Annotated in this window: 23 protein-coding genes and 2 pseudogenes; 11 read left to right on the top strand and 14 right to left on the bottom strand. The window is 72.3% G+C overall.

Features of this window, described 5'->3' with window-relative positions:
* Positions 1 to 203 (top strand): annotated as a pseudogene (locus tag ACIBD9_RS30735) (phytochelatin synthase); the annotation flags it as partial.
* A gap of 82 nt (positions 204 to 285) precedes the next feature.
* Here the strand turns inward: ACIBD9_RS30735 and ACIBD9_RS30730 are convergent.
* The gene (locus ACIBD9_RS30730; protein ID WP_396722890.1) at positions 286 to 987 is read right to left on the bottom strand and encodes a DedA family protein; all 702 of its coding nucleotides are present in this window, start codon (positions 985 to 987) and stop codon (positions 286 to 288) included.
* 213 nt (positions 988 to 1,200) lie between these two features.
* Between ACIBD9_RS30730 and ACIBD9_RS30725 the strand changes: the two genes are divergently transcribed.
* The 3 genes and pseudogenes from ACIBD9_RS30725 to ACIBD9_RS30715 all read left to right on the top strand — a co-directional run bounded on the left by ACIBD9_RS30725 (position 1,201) and on the right by ACIBD9_RS30715 (position 4,943).
* Positions 1,201 to 4,053 (top strand): aconitate hydratase, encoded by a 2,853-nt coding sequence (locus ACIBD9_RS30725; protein WP_396722889.1) that lies wholly within the window; start codon positions 1,201 to 1,203, stop codon positions 4,051 to 4,053.
* 318 nt (positions 4,054 to 4,371) lie between these two features.
* Positions 4,372 to 4,764, top strand: a pseudogene (locus ACIBD9_RS30720) (DUF5753 domain-containing protein); the annotation flags it as partial.
* Positions 4,755 to 4,943: a DUF397 domain-containing protein gene (locus ACIBD9_RS30715; protein ID WP_396722887.1), complete on the top strand. Its 189-nt coding sequence runs from the start codon at positions 4,755 to 4,757 to the stop codon at positions 4,941 to 4,943. The pseudogene ACIBD9_RS30720 and the gene ACIBD9_RS30715, both read left to right, overlap by 10 nt.
* 11 nt (positions 4,944 to 4,954) lie before the next feature.
* Here ACIBD9_RS30715 and ACIBD9_RS30710 read toward each other — a convergent pair whose 3' ends face one another.
* The 9 genes from ACIBD9_RS30710 to ACIBD9_RS30670 form a co-directional block, all read right to left on the bottom strand.
* On the bottom strand, positions 4,955 to 6,214 hold the full coding sequence (locus ACIBD9_RS30710; RefSeq protein WP_396722885.1) for an RNA polymerase sigma factor: 1,260 nt from the start codon (positions 6,212 to 6,214) through the stop codon (positions 4,955 to 4,957).
* Between the two features lie 5 nt (positions 6,215 to 6,219).
* On the bottom strand, positions 6,220 to 6,555 hold the full coding sequence (locus ACIBD9_RS30705) for a YciI family protein (protein ID WP_396722883.1): 336 nt from the start codon (positions 6,553 to 6,555) through the stop codon (positions 6,220 to 6,222).
* 85 nt (positions 6,556 to 6,640) lie between these two features.
* On the bottom strand, positions 6,641 to 7,252 hold the full coding sequence (locus ACIBD9_RS30700) for an ATP/GTP-binding protein (protein WP_030337265.1): 612 nt from the start codon (positions 7,250 to 7,252) through the stop codon (positions 6,641 to 6,643).
* Positions 7,233 to 7,619, bottom strand: a complete 387-nt coding sequence (locus ACIBD9_RS30695) for a DUF742 domain-containing protein (protein WP_030337267.1) — start codon at positions 7,617 to 7,619, stop codon at positions 7,233 to 7,235. The genes ACIBD9_RS30700 and ACIBD9_RS30695 overlap by 20 nt, the downstream gene beginning before the upstream one ends.
* Positions 7,620 to 7,624: 5 nt before the next feature.
* Complete coding sequence (locus ACIBD9_RS30690) at positions 7,625 to 8,047, bottom strand: roadblock/LC7 domain-containing protein (RefSeq protein ID WP_091403761.1); 423 nt, start codon at positions 8,045 to 8,047, stop codon at positions 7,625 to 7,627.
* Between the two features lie 86 nt (positions 8,048 to 8,133).
* Positions 8,134 to 10,674 (bottom strand): nitrate- and nitrite sensing domain-containing protein, encoded by a 2,541-nt coding sequence (locus tag ACIBD9_RS30685; protein ID WP_396722881.1) that lies wholly within the window; start codon positions 10,672 to 10,674, stop codon positions 8,134 to 8,136.
* 124 nt (positions 10,675 to 10,798) lie between these two features.
* Positions 10,799 to 12,421 carry a prenyltransferase gene (locus ACIBD9_RS30680; protein ID WP_396722879.1) on the bottom strand — a complete coding sequence of 541 codons (1,623 nt, stop codon included), beginning with the start codon at positions 12,419 to 12,421 and terminating at the stop codon, positions 10,799 to 10,801.
* Complete coding sequence (locus ACIBD9_RS30675; protein WP_396722877.1) at positions 12,414 to 13,331, bottom strand: terpene synthase family protein; 918 nt, start codon at positions 13,329 to 13,331, stop codon at positions 12,414 to 12,416. The genes ACIBD9_RS30680 and ACIBD9_RS30675 overlap by 8 nt, the downstream gene beginning before the upstream one ends.
* Positions 13,328 to 14,665 carry a cytochrome P450 gene (locus ACIBD9_RS30670; protein ID WP_396722896.1) on the bottom strand — a complete coding sequence of 446 codons (1,338 nt, stop codon included), beginning with the start codon at positions 14,663 to 14,665 and terminating at the stop codon, positions 13,328 to 13,330. The genes ACIBD9_RS30675 and ACIBD9_RS30670 overlap by 4 nt, the downstream gene beginning before the upstream one ends.
* 444 nt (positions 14,666 to 15,109) lie before the next feature.
* Here ACIBD9_RS30670 and ACIBD9_RS30665 point away from each other — a divergent pair, with 444 nt between their 5' ends.
* On the top strand, positions 15,110 to 15,358 hold the full coding sequence (locus ACIBD9_RS30665; protein ID WP_396722875.1) for a DUF2630 family protein: 249 nt from the start codon (positions 15,110 to 15,112) through the stop codon (positions 15,356 to 15,358).
* Between the two features lie 44 nt (positions 15,359 to 15,402).
* Here the strand turns inward: ACIBD9_RS30665 and ACIBD9_RS30660 are convergent, their stop codons facing one another.
* From ACIBD9_RS30660 to ACIBD9_RS30650, 3 genes are all read right to left on the bottom strand, one after another.
* Positions 15,403 to 16,335: a serine protein kinase RIO gene (locus tag ACIBD9_RS30660; RefSeq protein ID WP_396722873.1), complete on the bottom strand. Its 933-nt coding sequence runs from the start codon at positions 16,333 to 16,335 to the stop codon at positions 15,403 to 15,405.
* 212 nt (positions 16,336 to 16,547) lie between these two features.
* A complete protein-coding gene (locus ACIBD9_RS30655; RefSeq protein ID WP_355431705.1) occupies positions 16,548 to 17,192 on the bottom strand; it encodes an HAD family hydrolase in 645 nt (214 codons plus the stop codon).
* A gap of 65 nt (positions 17,193 to 17,257) precedes the next feature.
* On the bottom strand, positions 17,258 to 18,118 hold the full coding sequence (locus tag ACIBD9_RS30650; protein ID WP_396722871.1) for a carbon-nitrogen hydrolase family protein: 861 nt from the start codon (positions 18,116 to 18,118) through the stop codon (positions 17,258 to 17,260).
* 77 nt (positions 18,119 to 18,195) lie between these two features.
* Here ACIBD9_RS30650 and ACIBD9_RS30645 point away from each other — a divergent pair, with 77 nt between their 5' ends.
* From ACIBD9_RS30645 to mug, 6 genes are all read left to right on the top strand, one after another.
* Positions 18,196 to 18,768, top strand: coding sequence for a TetR/AcrR family transcriptional regulator (locus tag ACIBD9_RS30645; protein ID WP_091403732.1), 573 nt, complete (start codon positions 18,196 to 18,198; stop codon positions 18,766 to 18,768).
* Between the two features lie 81 nt (positions 18,769 to 18,849).
* Positions 18,850 to 19,782 (top strand): TIGR04222 domain-containing membrane protein, encoded by a 933-nt coding sequence (locus tag ACIBD9_RS30640; protein WP_396722869.1) that lies wholly within the window; start codon positions 18,850 to 18,852, stop codon positions 19,780 to 19,782.
* Positions 19,779 to 20,597, top strand: coding sequence for a DUF692 domain-containing protein (locus ACIBD9_RS30635; protein WP_396722868.1), 819 nt, complete (start codon positions 19,779 to 19,781; stop codon positions 20,595 to 20,597). The genes ACIBD9_RS30640 and ACIBD9_RS30635 overlap by 4 nt, the downstream gene beginning before the upstream one ends.
* The gene (locus ACIBD9_RS30630; protein WP_396722866.1) at positions 20,594 to 21,139 is read left to right on the top strand and encodes a hypothetical protein; all 546 of its coding nucleotides are present in this window, start codon (positions 20,594 to 20,596) and stop codon (positions 21,137 to 21,139) included. The genes ACIBD9_RS30635 and ACIBD9_RS30630 overlap by 4 nt, the downstream gene beginning before the upstream one ends.
* A complete protein-coding gene (locus ACIBD9_RS30625) occupies positions 21,124 to 21,885 on the top strand; it encodes an SDR family oxidoreductase (RefSeq protein ID WP_396722865.1) in 762 nt (253 codons plus the stop codon). Before ACIBD9_RS30630 ends, ACIBD9_RS30625 begins: the two co-directional genes overlap by 16 nt.
* Positions 21,882 to 22,472 carry a G/U mismatch-specific DNA glycosylase gene (gene mug / locus ACIBD9_RS30620; protein ID WP_396722863.1) on the top strand — a complete coding sequence of 197 codons (591 nt, stop codon included), beginning with the start codon at positions 21,882 to 21,884 and terminating at the stop codon, positions 22,470 to 22,472. Before ACIBD9_RS30625 ends, mug begins: the two co-directional genes overlap by 4 nt.
* 11 nt (positions 22,473 to 22,483) lie before the next feature.
* Here the strand turns inward: mug and ACIBD9_RS30615 are convergent, their stop codons facing one another.
* Positions 22,484 to 24,460 carry an ABC transporter ATP-binding protein gene (locus tag ACIBD9_RS30615; protein WP_396722894.1) on the bottom strand — a complete coding sequence of 659 codons (1,977 nt, stop codon included), beginning with the start codon at positions 24,458 to 24,460 and terminating at the stop codon, positions 22,484 to 22,486.
* Position 24,461: the final 1 nt, after the last annotated feature.

The raw sequence follows: 24,461 nt of genomic DNA, 5'->3' as shown, positions 1-24,461 counted from the left end.
CCAACATCGCCGGCACCAGCACCGACACCGACGGCACCACCCACTCCTACGAGGGCGGGCACTACATCAGCGTCGTCGGCTACCGCGACAACGGCAACACCGTCACCATCGCCGACTCCGCCGACCCCAACCAGGCCGCCTACCAGATCAGCGTCGAGCACCTCGCGGACTGGATCGCCACCCGCGGCTACGCCACCAGCTGACCCACCGCACACCAGCACACCAGCACACGAAGCGAAGGGCCGGACCCCACCACGGGGCCCGGCCCTTCGGCATAACCAGAGGTCAGCGCTCGTCGCCTGAGCGGACCGGATCGCCGCCGGGGGCCACCGCAGCCGACTGACCGCCGGAGGCCGCCTCCACGTCAGCGGCGACCTCGGCCGACGCGACCCGATGGGCGCGGCGGCGCAACCACCAGGTGCTGCCGAGCCCGGCGAGCACCGCGATGACCAGCCCGGCCCAGGAGATGTCCTTCAGCCAGTGTTCGGCCGCGCGGCCGACCGAGTAGAGCAGGTACGTCGTGCCGAAGGCCCAGACCAATCCGCCGGCCGCGTTCGCCAGCAGGAAGCGGCGGTACGGCACGTGCAGCGCCCCGGCGAGCGGGCCGGCCAGGATTCGCAGCAGTGCCACGAACCGACCGAAGAAGACCGCCCACACGCCGTGCCGCGCGAAGCTCTGTTCGGCACGGGCGAGTTGCGCCGGGCCCAGGTGTTTGGGGAACCGCCTGCCCAGCCGGGCGAGCAGTGGACGACCGCCGCGTCGGCCAATGGCGTACCCGATGGAGTCGCCGACGATGGCGCCGAACGCGGCGGCGCTGGCCACCCACTCCGGCTCCACCACACCGGTGGCGGCGAGCAGCGCGGAGCTGACCAGGACGATCTCGCCGGGCAGCGGGACGCCCATGCTCTCCACGCCGATCACCCCGGCGACGATCAGGTAGATCACGCCCGGAGGCAGCGCCGAGAGCCAGTGCTGAACGTCGATCACTCGGCACCCCTTCCGAATCGGCCCCGACCCTACCCCGCCGACCTGACGACGCGGCGTGGTCGTGGGCGGCCCAACCCGTGACGTCGGGTTGCGCAGATAGCAAGACGGACGTACGGTTTTGTTGGAAGCTGAATCGGTCGGTAAGTGTCACCTAACCTCGGCGGCACCCCGACCGGTGCGACAGACTGCTCAGGACTACTCACGGTCGCTGGTGTGAAGGAGTACGACGTGGCGAGCCTCGACACCTTCGGTGCGAAGACCCAGCTACGCGTCGGAGACGCGAGCTACGAGATTTTCAAGATCGACAAGGTGGACGGCCAGGCCCGGTTGCCGTACAGCCTGAAGATCCTGCTGGAGAACCTGCTGCGGACCGAGGACGGCGCGAACATCACCGCCGACCACATCCGTCAGCTCGGCGGGTGGGACTCCACCGCCGCCCCGAGCGTGGAGATCCAGTTCACGCCGGCGCGGGTCCTCATGCAGGACTTCACCGGCGTGCCCTGCGTGGTCGACCTGGCCACCATGCGTGAGGCCGTACGCGACCTGGGCGGCGACGCCAGCAAGGTCAACCCCCTCGCACCGGCCGAGCTGGTCATCGACCACTCGGTCATCGCCGACCTGTTCGGCCGCGAGGACGCGTTCGCCCGCAACGTCGAGCTGGAGTACGAGCGCAACAAGGAGCGCTACCAGTTCCTGCGCTGGGGTCAGACCGCGTTCAACGAGTTCAAGGTCGTCCCGCCGGGCACCGGCATCGTGCACCAGGTCAACATCGAGTACCTGGCCCGTACCATCATGGAGCGCAACGGCCAGGCGTACCCGGACACGGTGGTCGGCACCGACTCGCACACCACCATGGTCAACGGCCTGGGCGTGTTGGGCTGGGGCGTCGGCGGCATCGAGGCCGAGGCCGCGATGCTCGGTCAGCCGGTCAGCATGCTGATCCCCCGGGTGGTGGGCTTCAAGCTCTCCGGCGAGATGCCGCCCGGCACGACCGCCACCGACCTGGTGCTGACCATCACCGAGATGCTGCGCAAGCACGGCGTGGTCGGCAAGTTCGTCGAGTTCTACGGCCCCGGCGTGGGCGCCGTGCCGCTGGCCAACCGGGCCACCATCGGCAACATGTCCCCGGAGTACGGCTCCACCGTGGCGATCTTCCCGATCGACGCGGAGACGATTCGCTACCTGGAGCTGACCGGCCGCGACGCCGCGCAGGTCGCGCTCGTCGAGGCGTACGCCAAGGAGCAGGGCCTGTGGCACGACCCGGACGCCGAGCCGGACTACTCCGAGCGCCTTGAGCTGGACCTGGGCACCATCGAGCCGTCGCTCGCCGGCCCGAAGCGCCCGCAGGACCGGGTGCCGCTGGGTGCCGCGAAGACGCTGTTCCGCTCCGCGTTGACCGACTACGTGGCCGACGACTCCGTCGGTGAGCGGGACCTCAAGCCGGGTGTCCCCCGCGAGGAGCTGCCGCGCGGCGCCAACGGCCCGGCCGACGAGGCCAGCGCCGAGTCCTTCCCGGCCAGCGACCCGCCGGCCAACGAGTTCAGCGACCCGGCCGACGAGCCGCGTGACCTGGAGACCGCGGCTGTCGGCGCGGGCGGCCGGGCCAGCCACCCGGTCCGGGTCACCGGCGCCGACGGCGTCGAGTACGAGCTGGACCACGGCGCCGTGGTGATCGCCGCGATCACCTCCTGCACCAACACGTCCAACCCGCAGGTGATGATCGGTGCGGCGCTGCTGGCCCGCAACGCGGTGGAGAAGGGCCTGACCCGCAAGCCGTGGGTGAAGACCACCCTGGCGCCCGGGTCGAAGGTCGTCATGGACTACTACGAGCGGGCCGGCCTCACGCCGTACCTGGACAAGCTCGGCTTCAACCTGGTCGGCTACGGCTGCACCACCTGCATCGGCAACTCGGGCCCGCTGCCCGAGGAGGTGTCCGCCGCGGTCAACGAGCACGACCTGTCGGTGGTCTCGGTGCTCTCGGGCAACCGGAACTTCGAGGGCCGGATCAACCCGGACGTCAAGATGAACTACCTGGCGTCGCCGCCGCTGGTGGTCGCCTACGCCCTCGCCGGCACCATGGACATCGACCTGGCCAACGAGCCGATCGGTGAGGACTCCGAGGGCAACCCGGTCTACCTGCGCGAGATCTGGCCGAACAGCGCCGAGATCCAGGACGTCATCGCCCAGGCGATCGGCGCCACCGGTTTCAGCGCCGCGTACGCCGATGTCTTCGCCGGCGACGAGCGGTGGCAGTCGCTGCCGACCCCGACCGGCGACACCTTCGCCTGGGAGAACGACTCCACCTACGTGCGTAAGCCCCCGTACTTCGAGGGCATGCAGCAGGAGCCGAGCCCGGTGGTCGACATCTCCGCCGCCCGGGTGCTGGCCAAGCTGGGTGACTCGGTGACCACCGACCACATCTCGCCGGCCGGCGCGATCAAGGCGGACTCCCCGGCCGGCACGTACCTCGCCGAGCACGGTGTACCGCGCCACGAGTTCAACTCGTACGGTTCCCGTCGGGGCAACCACGAGGTGATGATCCGGGGCACCTTCGCCAACATCCGGCTGCGCAACCAGCTGGTCCCGGGGGTGGAGGGCGGCTTCACCGTCAACCACCTCACCGGCGAGCAGACCTCGATCTACGACGCCTCGGTCGCCTACCAGGAGGCCGGCATCCCGCTGGTCGTGCTGGCCGGCAAGGAGTACGGCTCTGGCTCGTCGCGGGACTGGGCGGCCAAGGGCACGATGCTGCTGGGCGTCCGGGCGGTCATCGCCGAGTCGTACGAGCGGATCCACCGCTCGAACCTGATCGGGATGGGCGTGCTGCCGCTGCAGTTCCCGGTCGACGTCACCGCCGAGTCGCTCGGCCTGACCGGCACCGAGACGTTCACCATCACCGGGGTGACCGCCCTCAACGACGGTGAGACCCCGCGTACCGTGCAGGTCAGCACCGACACCGGCGTGGAGTTCGACGCCGTGGTGCGGATCGACACCCCCGGTGAGGCGGACTACTACCGGCACGGCGGCATCCTGCAGTACGTGCTGCGCCGCATGATCGCCAACTGATCGCGTACGGCTGGGTCGAGGGCCGCTCCCGCTTCGGCGGGGGCGGCCTTCGCCGTACCAGCCGAGGAAGACTCGCGGTCAGAGCGCTCGTAGTCGCTCGGCTACCGCGTCATCCACGGCGCGGCGCGCGTAACCCCGTAAACGCCGCCGCAGGGTGGCCGTCCGAAGCGCGTCCCGCGCGCCGGCTCGCAACACAGCGCTGTCAGCGGCCAGAGCCCCATCGACCTCATCGAAGAGACTCTCGAGCTGGCGCATGTCATAAGCGCGCAGGGCAACGACGAACGGCAGCCATGCGGCCACCATATCGGTCGCCAGTCGCGCCAACGGGCAATCCTGCGCCGGGAACGCCCGCCGCTGCTCGTCGCGGTCCTCGACGAGGGAGTTCTCCGGCGGACCCTCGACGGCGACCGGGCCATGATGCGCGAGCAGTGCGAGCGGCTGGCCGAGCAAGCCGCGCTGCCGAACGTGTCGCTGTTCATCGTGCCCGCCGACGTCGGCATGTATCCGGGCCTCGGTGGGCCGTTCACCGTGGCAGAGATGCCGGACGGGGCGCGGGTCGCGCACGTCGACAGCCAGGCGCAAGCGCAGCTCATCGACCAGGTTGCCGACGTTGCTACATTCGACCGACGGTGGGAACGCATTCGCGACGGCGCCCTGTCGCGGGCGCAGTCCCTCAATCTCATCAGGGAAGCGGCAGCATCATGGACCTGACCGGCGCTCGGTGGCGCAAGAGCAGCAAGAGTGGCAACAACGGCGGCGACTGCGTCGAGGTGGCCGACAACCTCGCGGGCGTCATCGGCGTACGCGACTCCAAGGACCCGGCCGGTCCGACGCTCGCCTTCGACAGGGCAGCCTGGACCCGGTTCCTGATGTTGGCCAAGCGCGGCTGATCCCCACTGCCCTACCGGGTGAGTTCGTCGGCCCGGTCGAGCAGCGCGCGGCGCTCGGCGGTCGAACCCACCGCTGCCGCCGCCTCTCGGAACAGTCTGGCGGCGCGTGTCCGGTTCCCCTGCCGGGCGACCAGGTCGGCCTCCACCGCCACCGCGAGCGGGTTGCCGTCCAGCCCTCCCCCGACCCGCGCCGCGTCGAGCAGGTCCAACCCGACGCCCGGCCCGTACGCGTAGCCGTGCGCGACCGCGCGGTTGAGCGCGATCACCGGTGAGGGGCGGAGGTCGGCGAGCGCGTCGTAGGCCCGTGCGATCGTCGGCCAGTCGGTGTCGTCGGCCGAGGCGGCGGTGGCGTGGCAGGCGGCGATCCGGGCCTGCCACGCGTACGGCCCGTCGTGGCGTACCCGATCGAGGGCGGCCAGGCCCTCGGCGATGGCGGCGCGGTCCCACCGGTCGCGGTCCTGCCGCTCCAGGGTGAGCAGGTTGCCGGCTACGTCGCGGCGGGCGTCCCGCCGGGAGTGTTGGAACAGGCACAGTGCCAGCAGCGCGGCGACCTCGGACTGCTCGGGCATCAGCCGGTCGAGCAGCCGGGCCAGCCGGACCGCCTCGTCGGCGAAGGCCGGCTCGCCGTCGGCGACGTAGCCCCGGGTGAACAGCAGGTACAGCACGGCGAGGACGCCGGGCAGTCGCTCGGTCAGCGCCGGCCCGCTCGGCACCCGGTACGGGATGCCGGCCTGGGCGATGCGGGTGCGGGCCCGGGTCAGCCGGCGGGTCATCGTCGACTCGCTGACCAGCAGGAGGCGGGCGATGTCGGCGGTCGCCACGCCGCAGACGGTTCGCAACGTCAACGCCACCCGGGCCTCGAGCGCGAGCGCCGGGTGACAGCAGGTGAAGATGAGCCGCAGCCGGTCGTCCACCACGTCCTGGCCCACCTCCGGCTCCGGCGACGCGTCGTCCGGCGTGAGCAACGCCAGGTCGTGCAGCTTGCGCCGCTCCACGGTGGCCCGGCGCAGCACGTCGATCGCCCGGTTGCGCGCCACCGTCATCAGCCAGCCGCCCGGGTTGGCCGGCACACCGTCGGCGGGCCAGCGCTCCAGGGCGACGGTCAACGACTCCTGGGCGCAGTCCTCGGCCAGCGCCCAGTCCCCGGTGATTCGGATCAGGGTCGCGACGATCCGGGGGTACGCCTCGACGCTGGCGGCCGCGACGGCGTCCGCCGCCACCGCGCCGGCCGGTGGCGGGGTGCGCACCGGCCGGCGCTGGGGTGTGGACAACTCCGTCAGTCGGACAGGTCCGCGAACGGACGCAGTTCCAGTCGCCCTTCGCGGGCCATCGGGTGGGTGCGGGCCACCTCGATCGCCTCGTCCAGGTCGGCGCAGTCGAGCAGGTCGAAGCCCACGATCACCTCGGCGGTCTCCGCGAACGGCCCCTCGGAGACGAGCAGCTCACCGTCACGAACACGGACGGTGGTGGCCGCGCTGGCCGACGCGAACACGTTGCCGGTCAGCCGGCGGCCACGAGAGTCGTTCTCCGCCACCCACTTCTCGATGTCGGGTAGCTCGGTGGGGTCGGTGTCCGGCTCCGTGTCGCTGCACACGAACATCATGTACTTCATCTGGTCGCTCCCTGGTCTCTCGGGGTATCGCCAGCATGACGAACGGCCGACAGCGTTCCGGACACCCTCCCCCGAAAAACTTTAATCAGTCTCCGCTGGCGGCGCGGCGGCGGGCCTCGCGGGTCTTCATGGCGTGCTCCATCAGCGTGACGAGCACCTCCTTGCTGGACTCGCGCTGCCGGGCGTCGCAGAGCAGCACCGGCACACCCGGGTCCAGGTTCAGCGCGGCCTGCACCTCGTCGAGCCGGTACGTCCGAGCGCCCTGGAAGCAGTTCACCGCCACCACGAAGGGCGTGCCCCGACCCTCGAAGTAGTCGATCGAGGGGAAGCAGTCGGCGAGCCGGCGCGTGTCGGCCAGCACCACCGCGCCGATCGCACCCAACGCCAACTCGTCCCAGACGAACCAGAACCGGTCCTGCCCGGGCGTACCGAACAGGTACAGCACGAGGTCGTCGCTGATGGTGATCCGGCCGAAGTCCATGGCCACGGTGGTGGTGGTCTTGCCTTCCACCCCCGACAGATCGTCGATGCCGACCCCCGACTCCGTCAGCACCTCCTCGGTGCGCAACGGCCGGGTTTCGCTGACCGCGCCAACCATGGTCGTCTTGCCCACGCCGAAGCCGCCCGCGACCAGGATCTTGATCGCGGTGGGCAGTGGCGTCGCTCCCGCCGGCCGGTCAGAGTGCCCGTAGTCCATTGATTACCGCCTCGAAGATGCTGTTGTCGGGAAGACCGGCCGTGGTCTGCGGCTCGCGGACCTGCACCAGGCTGCGGGCTGCCAGATCACCGAGAAGCACCCTGATGGTGCCCACCGGCAGGTCGAGATGGGCGGCGATCTCGGCGACGGACTGTATACGCTGGCACAGCCCGACGATCGCCAAATGCTCGGGACCGAGACCGACCTCGGGCGTGACCTCGGCTCGGGTCGCCGTGACCAGGGAGATCAGGTCGAAGGTGCCGGTGACCGGGCGGGCCCGGCCGCGCGTCACCGCGTACGGACGCACCACCGGACCCGCGTGGTCATCCACCCACTGATGGTCTGCGGACTCCCCCTGGACCGTCATCGCCGCTACCTCTCGCCGACCTGCTGATCAGTGCCCCGCGACGGCGATGCGACGTACTTGCCGACCCGGGTGACCAGCATCGCCATCTCGTAGGCGATCAGGCCGACGTCGGCGTCCTCGCTGGCCAGCACCGCCAGGCAGGCGTTGCGGCCGGCCGCGGTGACGAACAGGAACGACGACTGCATCTCGATGATGGTCTGCTGCACCTGCCCACCACCGAAACGCTTGCCCGCGCCTCGGGCGAGGCTCTGGATGCCGGCCGCCATCGCCGCGAGGTGCTCGCCGTCGTCCCGGCTCAACCCCTGGGAGGAAGCCATCAAGAGGCCGTCGGTGGAGAGCGCGACCGCGTGTTCGGCCTGCTTCACCCGGCCCACCAGGTCATCCAGCAACCACGTCAGGTCGGCGCTCGAAGCCGTCTTCTGGGTCACTTCGTCGTCCTCTTCTCGCCCGGCTGTGCGCCGTGTTCGTTTGGGCTTGACCGTCACACCGCGCGGAAACCCGCGTCGGGGCTCGGTCAGGTCGCTTGTGGATCCTCGTCGGTCGGCTCGGACGGCGTCGCCGCCGGGGCGCCGGAGGCGCCGCCGAGCAGCCGAGCCGCGTCGGTCCGCCCGCGCCGGGTGCCGGTCTGGTAGGAGCTCATCATCCGGCGAACCTGCTCCGGTGGGCGCACCACATCCTCGTCGTCGGTCTCGGACACCGCCGGGTCGTCTCGCAACTCGGGAACGATGTTCGCCTGTCGGACCCGCACGGGCAGGCCGGAGTCGGTCCGCTCCGCGTCGGCGCGGGCGGGCACCGGGCCACCGTCGCCGGCCACGGCCGGCTCTCCGTCGAGGGCCTCCGGGCGGACGCGGTCGACGGCGGGTAGGCCGGTGGGCACGGTCGGGGCTTCCAGAGCTGGCTGACCCTGGCCGCGCCGGGCGCGGGTGGGCAGCTCGGGGGTGCCGGTCGCCGGGGTGGTCCGCTGCCGGGTGGGGAGAACGGTGTCCGCCTCGGCCTCCTCGTCCGCCTTCGGGGTGGTGGCCGGCATCGGCACCGCTACCTCCGACGCGGTGGTCGTTGGTGCGGCGAGCGCGACCGGTGCGAGGGACGCCGGACGACCGGTGTCCGTGGCGGGCGCCGACGGCATCGGGATGGCCGTACCGGCCCGGAACGAGCCCGAGTCCTCCGGGGACACGTCGGCCTCGGTGACCAGCTCCAGCGGGATCAGCACGACCGCGGTGGTGCCGCCGTACGCGGACTCCTTGAGCCGTACCCGCACGCCGTGCCGTTCGGTCAGCCGACTCACCACGTAGAGCCCGAGGCGGGCGGCGTTGGCGAGGTTCAGCTCGGACTGGTCGACGATCCGGTGGTTCGCCGCGGCCAGGTCCTCCTCGCTCATGCCGAGGCCCCGGTCCTCGATCTCGATGGCGAACCCGTTGGAGACCAGCTGGCCGCGGACCTCGACGGTCGTGTGTGGCGGGGAGAACGACAGGCCGTTCTCGATCAGCTCGGCGAGCAGGTGGATGACGTCGCCGACCGCGCGGCCGGCGAGCGAGACCGGACCGAGCGGCAGCACGTTGACCCGGGTGTAGTCCTCCACCTCGGCCACCGCTCCGCGCACCACGTCGACCATGGGGACGTTGCGCCGCCAGGCCCGACCGGGGGTGGAGCCGGAGAGCACGATGAGGTTTTCCGCGTTGCGCCGCATCCGGGTGGCCAGGTGGTCGACCCGGAACAGGTCCTCCAGCTCCTCCGCGTCGTGTTCGCGGCGCTCCATCGCGTCGAGCAGGGTGAGCTGACGGTGGACGAGCGCCTGGGTGCGTCGAGCCAGGCTCAGGAAGACCTCACGGACGTTGCGACGCAGGTCGGCCTGCTCGACGGCGGTGCGCAGGGCGGTCTCCTGGACGGCATTGAACGCCTTGCCGACCTGGCCGATCTCGTCGGTGCCGAACTCCAGTGGGGGCGCCTCGGTGGCCACGTCGACCTCCTCGCCGCGCCCGAGCCGCTCCACCACGCGGGGCAGCCGCTCGTCGGCGAGCTGCCAGGCGGCCTCCCGCAGCCGGTCCAGTTGGCGCAGCAGGTTCCGTGCGGTGGTGATCGAGACGACGACGGAGGCGATGACGGCGAGCAGGCCCAGACCGGTGGCGAGCACCAGTCGGACGACGACCATCACGGCCACGCCGGTGGCTCGACCGACGATGCCCTCGCCGCCAGCGGTCACGGCGTCGTTCACCTCGGCCAGCACCGGCTCGACCGTGCCCCGCCACTGCTCGGCGCCGACCGGCAGCTGGGTCGACGGCCGGCCCTCGCGGATGATGCTGTCCTGCACGGCACGCAGTCGGGTGAACGCCTCACCCTCGACCAGCTGCTGGTAGCGGCGCTGGTCGGCGTCGGCGAGCCGGACCCGGGTCTCCTCACCGAGGAAGCGCTCCGAGCCGACCAGCGCGACGTAGCGGGCGTACTCGGCGCCGCTCATCCGACCGTTGCCGAAGAGGCCGCTGAGCAGCGCGTCCTCCTGGGAGATCAGCTCCTTCATCCGGTTGAGCTGGATCAGGGCCGCCGCCTCACCGGCGATCTGCTTGTCGTCCAGGCTGCCCGTCACGTCGTAGATCTGGAAGATCGACTCGATCGCGCCGGTATACGCCTCGGCGGCGGCGATCCGGTCGATCTTGCGGTCCAGCACCTCGGCGCGGGTCTGCTGCAGCGCGTTGACCTGGGCGATCGTCAGACCGAGCTGGGTGTCCAATGCGGAGCTGCCGGCGATGTCGACCTGCCAGTCGCGCACCGAGTCAGCGAAGTCCGCGGCCAACTCGGCGGTCTTGCGCTGCTCGGCCTCGAGAGCCGTCCGCTGCGCCGCCTCGGGGTTGCTCAGGTACGCCTGGGTCAACCGCCGCTCCACCTGGAGCTCCTGCAGCAGCGGCTCACTCGGCGTGTAGACCTTGCTGTTCAGCAACTGGACACCGAGCAGGTTGAAGCCGTCCCGCAGGGTCACCCACGCCGCGAACATCCAGAGCGCGACCAGGGAGAGCAGCAGGGCGACAACCTTGGTGCGGATACTCGTACCGCGAGAACGCATTGAACCGTCCCAGGCCGGGCGTTGACTCAGCGCATCAACGAATGATCAGAGGGGGCGACGTCCCACCGAAGCGGGGCATCCGGGGCTGAGGCTCTGCGTACGCTAGCAGTGTCCACACAACCCCTCAAGTTGCTGTTTTTGTTATCTGGTAACCGCAATCCACCACCGATCGGTCTACGCCGGCGGCACGCAGGCCGGCCAGCCGGCAGGCGGCGAGCACAGCGGCGCGAACGATGACGGTCGGACAGTACAGCTCCTTGCCGTACCACAGTGGAGGGTGCTCCCGACTGACGGATTCGTGCAGGTAGGCGTGCCCACGAGCGATGGCGTCGTCGACCCGTGGCACCGTCGTCGGCACCGCCAGCAGCACCTGGAGGGCGTAGGCGGTCTCCTCGGCGGTGCCGTCCCAGCGCCCCCACGAGCCGTCCGCGCGCTGGCTGTTCAACACCCAGCCGGCTGCCCGGTCCACCGCCTCGGCGGCGGACGCGCCCCGCCCGAACTCGGCCAGTGCCAACACGCAACAGGCGGTGGCGTAGTACGGCGAGGCGTGCCACCGGTCCTCCCAGGGGCCGCCGGCGAGCTGGTGTGCCGGCAGCACGGCGCTGAGCCGCTCGACCGTCCGGTGGTACCGGGCGTCCGCGTCGGGGTGTGCGGTCACGTGCTGGCCGAACGCGTCCAGCACGTGCGCGTTGGTGGTGACCGAGAAGCCGTCCTCGCTCCCCGGCCAGGTGCAGAAGCCGTCCGCCGTCTCGTACGCCCACAGGCTCGCCGGGTCCGCCGGACGGCCAAGCCGGGCCAGCGCGTCCAGCGTGACCGAGGTGGTGTCGGCGTCGGTCGGCAGGCCCTCGCCGGTGGCGATGCCCTCGGCGCCGGTGGCGGCGGCCAGGGTGCGCAGCACGGTCGCCGGCGGATTGACCGCGATACCGGCGCGGCGCAGCCCGCTGAGCACCCAGGCCCGCTCGAACACGGTGATCGGGGTCGGGCAGGGCACCGGCCCGTCCGCCTCGCGGATCAGCTCCCGCAGGAAGTCGTGGGCGGTGGGGCTGGCGTCCGGACCGGCGGCGGTCAGCCAGGTGGCGGTCGCCGCGGGCGACGCGCCGACCGCGGTCAGGGTCGGTCCGGCGTCGGCCGGTGTCGCATCCAGCACCTCGTAGAAGTGGGCCAGCTTCGTCGGCAGCGCCGCCCCGGCGGCCACCGCGGCGCGTACCGCGCGCAGCCGGTCGGACCCGAGCCCCGGGGGCAGCGTCAGCGGCGGGCGCGGCAGCCGCTCGGCGGTCGCCTCGTCCAGCCGGGTCAACCGGCCGTTGATCGACTCGACAAGCGCGGGGACGATGAGGTCCAGCGCCGGGGTGTCCGGCAACGCCCGCGCGTGTGTGGCGAGCAGCCGGCCGGTGAGCGCGTCCAGGCCGCGTGCCACCGGGGCGAGCAGGTCCACACCGGCCCAACCGCCGTCGGCCAGCGCCGCGAGCAGAGCGTCGGTGGCGCTGAGCGTGGGCACCAGGGCGTACCCCTCGGGTGGGCCCCACGCGCCGTCCGGGCGCTGCTCGCGCAGCAGGAACCCGATCCGCTGGTGGTGTCCCGGCAGCCAGGCCGCACCGGCGACGAGCCGGCCGCTCTCGTACACCGACGGGGCGACCTGCCCCCACGGTCGCAGCGCCAGGCCGGCGATCAACTCGCGGGCGGCGTCGGCGGCCGGGTCGGCGGCGGTCGCCGCGCCGGCCAGCACCCGGGTGCCACGGTCACTCATCGCGCGCCCCCCAGAAGTCCGACAGTTGGTAGAAGCCGCCGGTGAAGGAGATCTGCCGGTTGAGGTAGTCCGCCTGGCGGGGGCACCGCTCGGCGAGGGCGGCCAGGTCGCCCCGGCACCGGGCGGTCAACTCGGCCAGCCGGTCGTGCACCTGCGCCGGGTCGTCGACCAGCAGGAGGGCGTTCAGGTCGCCCCACTCGGCGTCCCGACCGTGGGTGGCCAGATCGTTGACCAACCGCAGTACGCGCTGCACGCCACGACCGGCGTCGAGCAGGTCGGTCAGCTGGGCGAGGGTCTTCTCGTCGCCGGTGGCGATCCAGTGGGTGACGTTGACGAAGGAGCAGGCGAGGTTGTCGGCGTTGTCCAGGTAGCGGTCCAGGTCCGGCAGTCGCCGCCCGGTGGTCGGGTCGGTCGGCAGGTGCTTCCAGTCCCACTCCCGGGCCACGGCGGCGAGCATCCGGGCCAGTTCCTCACGCCAGAGCGGCCGCAGCCGGACGAACGCCGGCACGGTGGTCAGCTCGTCGCGCAGGTCGGCCAGCAGTCGAGCCAGGTGTCGCCCCGGCGGCGGCGCCGCGCCGTCGGCCACCGCGAGGCAGTCGGTCACCACCTCCCGGACGTCGTCGACGGACCGCGCGAGGTAGTCGACCTGCCAGTCGGCGGCGAAGACCCAGAGCAGGGTACGGGTGGTGATCCGCAGCTCCGCGGCGGTGTGCCACGGCGCGGTGAAGGCGATGGCGGTGGCCACCGAGCTGAGCAGCGCCGCGTCGAACGGCGCGGCGTCGAACAGCTCCGGGTGGGCGGCGGTGACATCCTGCAGGTCGCGTACGCCCCGCACGGCGAGTGCGCACACCCGGCCCTGCTCGGCGACCGCGTCCTGACCGGCCCGCGCCGGTCGCGGGGCCTCGGTCACGATGCGGCCGGGCGCTCGACCGGGGTGAGGATGAGCTCGGCCCGCTGCTTGGGTTGCAGCGAGGCGCCCATCCGGGGGGTGAGGTCGACCGGTTCGCGCAGTCGGAAGCGGTAACGGCTCAGCACGGTGCTGACGATGAGCTGGGCCTCCAGCAGGAACAGGTACTGCCCGAGGCACTGGTGCGGGCCGCCGCCGAACGGGAAGTACGAGTAGCGGTAGCGCCGCCGGGGCAGCTCCGGGGCGAACCGCTCCGGGTCGAAGAGCGTCGGGTCGGTCCAGAACGTCGACATCCGCTGGGTGACGTACGGGCTGACCAGGACGGTGCCGCCGGCCTTGATCCGCACCCCGCCCAGCACGTCGTCGCCGACCGCGGTGCGCGGGATCATCCAGCCGGCCGGGTAGAGCCGCAGCATCTCGTCGAGCACCATCCGGCCGTAGCGCAGCTGGGGCAGGTGCTCGCGGCCGACCCGTTCGGCGCCGACCACCTGCTCGATCTCGTCGGTCATCCGCTCGGCCACGTCGGGCCGCGACGCCAGCACCGGCCAGAGCCAGGAGAGCAGGGCGATGGTGGTCTCGGTGGCGGTGGAGAACATCGCGACCACGTCGCCGCGGATCGCGTACTCGTCGGGTTCGCTGCCGTCGGCGCGCGGCCGGCAGAGGGTGGAGATGATGTCGTCGCCGTCGGTGGGGCGGGCCCGGGCCTCCCGGATGATCGGAAGCACCACCTCGTCGATGGTGCGCACCGCCTCGCGGAAGCGCCGGTCGCCGGGCATCGGCACCGCGTACGGCACGGCGGGCATCAGGAGTCGGGGGAGCATCGCGGTGGTGACGGTGTCCAGCGCGGCGCTGATCCGCAGGGCGTCGGGGACCGAGATCCGGTCGGCGAAGAGCACCCGCATGGTGGTGCGCAGGACGATCCGGGTCAGCTCGGCGCCGCCGTCGATCGGGCGACCGGCGCGGGCCGGTTCGAGCCACTCGTCGACCGCCTCGTTGATCGCCTCAGCCATCCTGTCGACGAGCGTCTCGGCCCGCTTGGCGGTGAACAACGGTTGCAGGGCGCCCCGACTGGACTCCCAGATCTCACCCTCGGCGACCAGGATGGCGTCACCGACGATCCGACGCACGGGTCGCCAGAGCAACCCGTCGCCGTCCCGGGTGTAGTTGGCAACGTTGTCCCGCAGGACGCGTTGCAGATGCTCAGGATGGCTGACGAGGTAGGGGCGGAACGAGCCGAGATTCAGCCGGATGACGTCGCCGTCGGCGTCCTGCGCGAAGTCGACGAGCGCGCCCAGCGGATCGCGAACCAGTGCCGGCAGCGCGCGTCGTAACGGGATCGTCCGGGGCTCGGTGTTGACGCTGGCGGGGCGCGCCTCGGACACCTGCGACATCGAACCACGTCTCCTCGTCGTCCCGGCGACCGCAGCGGTCCACTTCGGTCGGGCAGGTTGATGAAACTTTCACCTTCTGGGCCGACGGAAGCATCTCACCAAACGAGGGGCACCTCCAGACTTGCGGACGGCGCAATTTCCATCTAAGCGCACGTACATCCGTCGATGTTTGTCGCTTGATCAAATCCTGAAAGGATACTCAGGCACGACACCGCGCCGGGCGGGTGGAGGAACCAGCGCGACGGGCGGAACGGCCGCGTGTCACCGCCCCGACCGCGGCATCGACACGACGCGGGCGGCGTCGGCTGGCCGGTGCGGGTCAGTGACCCGGGACGCACCGGTACCACCGAATCCGGGCGATGCCCGGCACCCTGTGCCAGGCTCTGTGGCATGGACGACAAGACCATCCTGAACCGGATCTCCGAGCTGGTCGACGAGGAACACAAGCTGCGTGCCGACGCCCAGGCCCACGAGTCGGGCACCGAGGGCGAGGCCAGCGAGCGACTGCGCGCCCTGGAAGAGTCCCTCGACCAGTGCTGGGACCTGCTGCGCCGCCGACGGGCCGCCCGGGAAAGCCACGGCGACCCGGACGCCCAGGGCGAACGCCCCAAGCCCGAGGTGGAGCGCTACCTGCAATAGCCGCCGGAGGGGGTCGGGCGGTGTGGCCGCCCGACCCGCTCCGATTAGCGCAGGCCCGCCTCGTGCAGGAGTTCTGCGGTCACCATGGCGGGGTCGACCTGCTCGGCGGGGAGACCCCGGGCCGCGAACCAGGCGCCGACCACCCGCACGTCGCGGGCCAGGAACTCCGGCCCCTGTGGGTTCGCCACCACGTCGACCACCTGCGGCAGGTCGATGACGACCAGCCGACCCCGGTGCACGAGCAGGTTGTACGGCGAGAGGTCGCCGTGCGCGTAGCCGGCCCGAGCCAGCACCCGCAGCGCCTCCACCAACTGAGCCCACAGGTCACGCAGCTCGGCCGGCTCGGGTCGCAGCTGGGCCAGCCGGGGCGCCGCCTCCCCCGACTCGGCGTCACCGACGAACTCCAGCATCAGCTCGGTGCCCCGCAACTGCACCGGGTACGGCACGGCGATCCGGTCGTGCCCGGCGCCGATCTCCCAGAGTCGGCTCAGCGCGGCGAACTCGGCCGCCGCCCACTGCCCGGCGATCATCTGCCGGCCGAACGCCGTCCGGCTGGCCATCGCCCGGTTCTCCCGGGACCGGCGCACCCGACGGCCCTCCAGGTAGCCGGCATCGCGGTGGAACAACCGGTGCTCCGGATCGCGATAGCGCTTGACCGCGAGCAGGCAGGACCGGTCGGTGTCGGGCACCGCCCGACGGACCAGGTGGACGTCCGCTTCCTTGCCGGTCTTCAGCACACCCAGCTCGGTGTCCTTGGCGGCCAACTCGGTGACCAGCCACGCCGGGTGCGGCTGCGGCCCGTGCACGGCGTCGTCCCAGGACGACCAGCGCTCGCCGGTGTCCGGGTCGGGCTCGGTGTCCGGGTCTGCGAGCGGCTCGGTGGGCCGCCCGCGCTTCAGAAACTGCGGTTCGTCGTCGTCAAAGCGGCTCTTGCCGCGGGTACGGCGCTCGAGCGCCGGAAGATCATGATTGCGCACTGTGGTGAGGTTCCCTTGGTCGAGGCTGAGATAGGCGGCTGGAAGCGACCTGCGAAGACGGCCATGACCGACCCCCTCTCCTCGACCGGGCACACGCCCGGGATGCACCATGCGCGGACAATGCTGGTACCACCACGGCGGCTGGTCAACCGAATTACCGCGCCACCACCCGAACGGCCGCTCGGACGCGCGACCACCAGCGTGGGAACCCCTCAGCGGGCCAGGACGGTGGCGACCGCGGCGATCAACCCGTCCACGGTGCGGCTCGGCGCGAACCGGACGTCCGACCAGGTACGCCCCCGGTGCAGCCAGACGCTGGGCAGCCCGACGGCCGCCGCGCCACCGATGTCCGCCTCCGGGCTGTCGCCGATCACCCACGCTCCCCGCAGCGGCATCCGGACCCGCTGGGCGGCGAGCGCGAAGATCCTCGGATTCGGTTTGCTGACGCCGGCTTCCTCGGAGATCACCCAGTCCGCGACGTACTGGTCCAGGCCGGTCTGGCGAATCTTGGCGTCCTCGACGCGTACGGTGCCGTTGCAGACCACCACCGGCACCCAGCCAGCGTCGTCGGCGATCCGCAGCGCGCAGGCGGTCAGCGGGTCGAGCCGGGTCTGCGCCACCACCCCGTCGTGCAGCTCCTCCACCAGATCGATCGAGGGAATGCGCAGCTCGTAGCGGTCCCGGATGGCGTCGGCGAGGTCCCAGCGGTCGGTCAGACCGTCTGCGTCGATCGAGACCAACCAGTCGATGTCGGTGTGGGGCGCGCCGATGCTGTCCAGGAAGCGCTCACCCCAGCGGCGGAACGGCCCGGCCCGATCCAGCAGGGTGTTGTCCAGGTCCAGCAGGAGCAGTGGCACTCGGGCACCCTACGGGACCGACGTGTCCGCCAACAGATGCGGCGGGTGTCGACCTGACGAAGGGCTCAGCCAGCCATCGACAGCCGCGGGCCGCCCTGGTCCGACAGCCGATCGACGAGCATCGAGTGGGCCGCCCGGGTGGCCGCGAGTACTGCGGGATCCAGCGTCGCCACCAGCACCGCCGTGCCGTCGTCGGCCCCGCGAGCCAGCACGCGCCCCTCGGGGTCGTAGATGGCCGCGCCGCCGTTGAACCGCCACGGGTCGACGCCACCGACCGCGTTGGCGAAGACCACGTACATGGTGTTGTCGAGGGCACGCGCGGCGTAGTACAGATCCCGGCGGTGCTCGGAGCCGGCCAGGTATCCGCTGGGGCACAGGTAGGCGTGTGCGCCGTCGAGGGCGGCGGCCCGGCCGTGCTCGGGGAAACAGCCGTCGTAGCAGATGCCGAGCCCGAGCCGCCAGTCGTCGACGAGCAACGTGGCACCCCGCTCGCCGGGAACGAACAGCTCCCGTTCGTCGCCCCACAACTGCTGCTTGTCGTACCCGACCCGCACCTCGCCGGCGTGGTCGACCACCATCGCCGCGATGGTCCGCCGGCCGTCCGGGTGCCGGACGGCCGCGCCGACCAGCGCGGTCACGCCGGCCTCCCGCGCCGCGGCGCGCAGCGGGTCGAGCCGGGGGTCCGCGACCATCCCGGCCGGATCGGCCGCGACGTCCGTGCCGGCCGGGTCGGCGGCGAGGACCGGCGGGTGGTACGCGCAGAGGAACAGCTCCGGCAGGACGGCCACCCGGGCGCCCCGCTCGCCGGCTCGGCGGATCAGGTCGGCGGCGATGACCGCGTTGCCAGCGATGTCGCCCGGTGTGGGGGTGGCCTGGACGGTGGCCACGGTCAGCGGGGAGTTGGGCACGGTGCGGGGCTGGGTCACCGGGCGATGGTAATCGGCGACGTCCCAAGCCGTACGTACGGTTTGCATGCCCCGGGGTGACCTGCAACGATCGACGTGTGCCCAGAGTAAGCCAGGACCAGCTCGACGCGCGCCGGCAGGAGATCCTCGCCGCAGCGCGGGCGTGTTTCGCCCGGCTCGGCTACGAGGGAGCGACCGTACGCCGCCTCGAGGAGGCCACCGGCCTGTCGCGTGGCGCGATCTTCCACCACTTCCGCGACAAGGACTCGCTGTTCCTGGCCGTCGCCGAGGACGACGCCGCCGCCATGGTCGAGACGGTGGCCCGCAACGGTCTGGTGCAGGTGATGCGCGACCTGCTCGCCCGCGCCGTCTCGCCGGACACCACCGGCTGGCTGGGCAGCCAACTGGAGGTCTCCCGGCGGCTGCGCACCGACCCGGCGTTCGCTCGCCGGTGGGCGGAACGGTCCGCCGCGATCGCGGAGGCGACCCGCGACCGGCTGGCCCGCCAACGCGACGCCGGGGTACTGCGCGAGGACGTACCCATCGACGTGCTGGCCCAGTTCCTGGAGCTGGCCTACGACGGCCTGGTGCTGCACCTGGCCATGGGCCGACCGGCCGGTGACCTGGGCCCGGTGCTCGACTTGGTCGAGGAGGCGGTCCGCCGCCACTGACCGCATGGACACCGGGCTGTCGACCGTGGCGAGGCTGCTCCACAATGGGGCCGCCGATCCCTCCGGTGACAGGAGCAGTCGATGATCGTCCACGCCGCGTCCGGCGACACCTGGGGCATTTCCGGCCCGACCTTCCTCCGGTACTACGTCGCGGCGGCCATCGTGCTGGTGGCGATCGTGGCGTACTACCGGATCCGCCTGCTGACCGCCCCGGCGCACACCACACTCGACCCACTCGGACCACAGCAGGTCGCGTACCTCAACGGTGGCCCCCAGCTCGCGGTGCACGCCGCGCTGGGCGGGCTGCGCGGCAGCGGCGCGGTCGGCGTGCGACCGGACCGTCGGCTGACCACCGTCGGTGCCGCGCCGACCGGGCTCACCCCACTGGACCAGGCCATCCACTGGGCCGCCCACCAGCACTCCCGGGTCCGGGACCTGCCACAGGACGAGCGGGTCCGCACCGCGCTGGACCAGATCCGCAACGGCCTGGAGCAGCGCGGGCTGCTGACGAACGACACGCAGCGCGCCCGCGCCCGACTCTGGAACCAGTTTCTGTGGGCCCTGCTCGGCCTCGGCGTGCTCCGGCTGATCTCCGGTCTGTTCAGTGGTCGCCCCGTGGGTTACCTGCTACTCACCCTGGCGGCGCTCCTGGGCGCGGCCCTGTTGCTGGGCCGGGCGCCCGTCCGCACCCGGGCCGGTCAAGCCGCCCTACGCTCCGTCCGCCGCGAACACACCCACCTCGCGCCGGCCTCCGCGCCCGCCTACGCCACCTACGGAGCGGCCGGCGCGGCGATGGGCGTGGCCCTGTACGGCACCGCCTCGCTGTGGGCGCTCGACCCGGGCTTCGCCGAGCAGGCCGAGATCCAGCGTCAGGCCCTCTCCGGCAGCGGCGGTTGGACGGGAGGCTCCGACGGATCGTCCGGCGGCGGAGGCGACAGCTCCGGTGGAGACGGCGGCAGCTCCTGCGGCGGTGGAGGCGGCGGGTGCGGGGGCGGCGGCGGGTGCGGCGGATGACCGGCCCGTCCGGTGTGGGCATCGGCTGGCGTCCGGAGATCGCCGGTTTCGTGGCCGAACTGCCCGGCCTGCGTTTCGTCGAGGTGGTGGCCGAGGGGGTGCCCGCGTCCGGGCCGCTCCCGCCCGGCCTGACGCAGCTGCGGGAACGCGCGGTGACCGTCGTACCGCACGGGGTGCGGCTCTCCCTCGGCGGCGCCGAGCCGGTCGACCCGGCCCGGGTCGCCCACCTGGCCGCGGTGGCGCAACGCCTGGACGCCCCGCTGGTCAGCGAGCACATCGCGTTCGTCCGGGCCGGCGGCCTGGAGGCCGGCCACCTGCTGCCGCTGCCGCGCAGCCGGGAAGCCGTCGACGCGGTCTGCGCCAACGTGGCGCGGGCCCAGGCCGAGCTTCCGGTGCCGATCGCACTGGAGCCGATCGCCGCGTTGGTCGACTGGCCCGACGACGAGCTGGACGAGGCGGACTTCCTCACCGAGATCCTCGACCGGACCGGGGCGCTGCTGCTGCTGGACGTCGCCAACGTGCACGCCAACGCCCGCAACCGGGGCGCCGACCCGCTCACGTTGCTGGACCGCCTGCCGCTGGAGCGCGTCGCGTACGCCCACGTGGCCGGCGGCGCCGAGCACGGCGGTTTCTACCACGACACCCACACCGACCCGGTGCCGCCGGCGGTGCTGGAGCTGGTCGGCGCGCTCTGCGCCCGGCGGCGACCGCCGGCGCTGCTGCTGGAACGCGACGGCCACTACCCGCCGGCCGCCGAACTCCGCGCCGAACTGGACGCCCTGGCCGCCGCCGCGGGCTTCCCGGCCGTCACATGACCGGCACACCCGACGGCGACTCGGTGCCCACGCCGCGCGCCGGGCTCGCCGAGCGGCAGGCCGAACTGGTCGCGGCGCTGGTTGCCGGGGGTGAGCCACCGGCGGGGTTCGCGCCGGGCCCGCTGGCCGCCACCCGCGCGGCCCTGCTGCGCAAGCGGGCCGGCGAGGTGGCCCGGCACTGGCCACTGCTCGCCGCCGGCCTCGGTGCCAGGTGGTCGGCCACCTTCGCCGACTGGGCCGCCCGGCGACCCACCGCCGGATCACTGCGCGACGGCTGGGACCTGGCCCGCGCGCTGCACGACCAGCACGCGCTCCCCCCGGCGGCCGCCGAGGAGTTGGCCGTCCGGGAGGCACGCCTGCGCTACGACGGGCGCCGGGCGCCACGTCCGCGCCGGGCACCGGCGGTGGGCCGCGCCGGCGGCGCCGTCGCGGTGCAGATCGCCGGCCGGGTACGCCTGCTGCGCCCCGCCCCACGGGCATCCACCCCTGCTGACGACGGTGTATCGGATGCGGCAGGATCGGACTCATGGATCTCGGACTGACCGACCGCGTGTACGTTCTCACCGGTGCCTCCCGCGGCCTGGGTTACGCGACCGCGCAGAGCCTGGTCGCCGACGGCGCGCGGGTGGTGCTCTCGGCTCGGGACCCGGACGCGGTGGCCGCCGCCGCGAAGCAGTTGGGTGGCCCGGAGCACGCCGTCGGACTGACCGCGGACCTGACCGACCCGGAGACCCCGGGGCAACTCGTCGCCGCCGCCCAGGAGCACTTCGGCCGGCTCGACGGCGCACTGATCTCGGTCGGCGGCCCACCGGCGGGCAACGCCGCGGCGATCACCGACGACCAGTGGCGGCTCTCCTTCGAAACCATCTTCCTGGGCACCGTCCGCGCGGTCCGCACGATCGCCGCCGCATTGCCCGAGGGCGGCGCGATCGGGCTGGTGCTCTCCACCTCGGCCCGTGGCCCGGTGCCCGGCCTGGGCATCTCCAACGGGCTCCGGCCCGGCCTGGTCGGCGCGGCCAAGGACATCGCCGACGACTACGGCCCGCGTGGGGTCCGGGTGGTCGGGCTGCTGCCCGGCCGGATCATGACCGACCGCAACCGGGAACTCTTCGCCGCTACCGGCGACCCGGATCGCGCCCGCGCCGACGCGGAGGCCAGCATCCCGCTGCGCCGCCTCGGCGACCCCGCCGAGTTCGGTCGGGTGGCCGCGTTCGTGCTCTCCCCCGCCGCGAGCTACCTCACCGGGATCACCCTGCCGGTCGACGGCGGCGCGCTGCGCGGCCTGTGACGGCCGACCCGGTCCGCCCCTCCGGCATCCGGCACCTCCGGCCCACCCGGGCGGAGCTGGCGGCCGCCGCCGATCGGACCATTCCCGACGTGCTCGCGCCGGGGCTGGCGGTGCTCTTCGTCGGCATCAACCCGGGCCTGTGGTCGGCGGCGACGGGCTGGCACTTCGCCCGGCCCGGCAACCGGTTCTGGCCTGCCCTGCACCGGGGCGGGTTCACCCCCCGGCTGCTGCACCCCAGCGAACAGGACGAGCTGCCGGCGCTCGGGCTCGGCATCACCAACATGGCCGCCCGGGCCAGCGCCCGCGCGGACGAGCTGAGCCCGGAGGAGCTCCTCGCCGGTGCGGCGATCCTGACCGAGAAGGTGGCCCGGTACCGGCCGCGCTGGGTGGCGGTGGTGGGGGTGACCGCGTACCGGATCGGTTTTCAGCGGCCGAAAGCCACCTTCGGGCCGCAGCCGGAGTCGCTGGCCGGCGCCCGGCTGTGGGTGCTGCCCAACCCCAGCGGTCTGAACGCGCACTTCACCCCGGTCACCCTGGGCCTGGCGTTCGCCGAGTTGCGGGCGGCGACCGAGCTACCGGCCCTTTGATCCGGTTGCCGTCAGTTGGCGGCGGCGGGCGGGAGCACCTCGTCGGCACGGTAGGTGCCCAGCGGCATGACCACCGGCTCGGGGCCGGTCGCGTCGACGAACGGGGTGGGCGAGTCGGCGACCGCGAACTGGGTCCGGTACAGCTCGGCGTAGAGCCCGCCGACCGCGACCAGTTCGTTGTGCCGCCCCCGCTCGACGATCCGCCCGCCGTCGAGGACCAGGATCTGGTCGGCGTCGCGCACGGTGGAGAGCCGGTGCGCGATCACCAGGGCGGTACGCCCGGCCAGCGCCACCGACAGCGCCCGCTGCACCGCCGCCTCGCTCTCCGAATCCAGGTGTGCGGTCGCCTCGTCGAGGATCACGATCGACGGGGCCTTGAGCAGCAGTCGCGCGATCGCGATGCGCTGCTTCTCACCACCGGAGAACCGGTAGCCGCGCTCCCCCACGGTGGTGTCCAGCCCGTCGGGTAGCGCCCGGACCAGGTCGGCCACCTGCGCCCCGGCCAGTGCGGCCCAGATCTCGTCGTCGGTGGCGTCCGGCTTGGCGTAGCGAAGGTTCTCGGCGATCGTCTCGTGGAACAGGTGCGAATCCTGAGTGACCACACCGATCTCGTCCCGGAGCGAGGCGAGCGTCGCGTCGCGTACGTCCACGCCGCCGACGAGCACCTGCCCGTCGCTGACGTCGTAGATCCGGGAGATGAGCATCGACAGGGTCGACTTGCCCGCCCCGGACGGGCCGACCAGCGCGACCATCTGCCCCGGCTCGACGCTGAACGAGACACCCTTGAGGACCGGTTCGTTGACGGTCCGGTCGAGCGTGGCGACCTCCTCCAGGGAGGCGAGGGAGATCTCGGCGGCGCTCGGGTAGCGGAATCGCACGTCCCGGAAGTCGACCCGGCCCGCGCCTCGGGGCACCGGCACCGCGTCGGGCTTCTCCACGATGCCCGGCTTGAGGTCGAGCACCTCGAAGACCCGGTCGAAGGAGACCAGCGCGCTCATCACGTCCACCCGGACGTTGGAGAGCGCGGTGAGCGGCCCGTACAGGCGGGTGAGCAGCAGCGCGAGCGTCACCACCGTGCCGGCGCTGACGCCGCCGGTCACCGCGAGCCAGCCGCCGAGACCGTAGGTCAGCGCCTGCGCCAGCGAGGCGACCAGCAGCATCGCCACGAAGAACGTGCGGGAGTACATCGCGGACTGGATGCCGATGTCGCGGACCCGCTCGGCCCGGTCGCCGAACCGGCGGGCCTCGATCTCGGGCTGGCCGAAGAGCTTCACCAGCAGCGCGCCGGCCACCCCGAACCGCTCGGTCATTGTCGCGTTCATCTTGGCGTCGAGGTTGTACGCCTCGCGGGTGATGTCCGCCAGCCGTCGACCGACCCGGCGCGCCGGAATGATGAAGATCGGCAGCAGCACGAGTGAGAGTGCGGTGATCTGCCAGGAGAGGGTGAACATCACCGCCGCGGTGAGCACCAACTGGATGACGTTGCTGACCACACCGGACAGGGTGGAGGTGAACGCCCGCTGGGCGCCGAGCACGTCGTTGTTGAGCCTGCTGACCAGGGCACCGGTCTGGGTACGGGTGAAGAACTGCAACGGCATCCGCTGCACGTGGTCGTAGACCCGGGTGCGTAGGTTGAAGATGATGCCCTCGCCGATGCGGGCGGAATACCACCGTTGGGCCAGCGACAGCAACGCGTCGGCGACCGCCAGCGCGGCGATGAACAGGGCCAGCCGCACCACGAGCCGGCCGGCCTCGGTGCCGCCCCGGTTGATCGCGTTGATCACGTCACCGGCGAGCACCGGAGTGGCCACGCCGATGATGGCGGCCAACACCACGGTGGCCAGGAAGACCACGATGTCGCGCCGGTAGGGGTGGGCGAAGGCGACGATGCGGCGGGCCACCCCACGCTTGAGCCGGTGGGTGGAGACCTCGTCGCGGTTGCGCATCGACCGGAGCATGCTCCACCCGGCCATGCCACCGCCGGACATC

Origin of the sequence: Micromonospora sp. NPDC050784, assembly GCF_044456765.1 — a bacterium.
Classification (GTDB): domain Bacteria; phylum Actinomycetota; class Actinomycetes; order Mycobacteriales; family Micromonosporaceae; genus Micromonospora; species Micromonospora foliorum.
The sequence above is the reverse complement of the archived record's forward strand: the minus strand, read 5'-3'. Positions and strand labels throughout refer to the sequence as shown.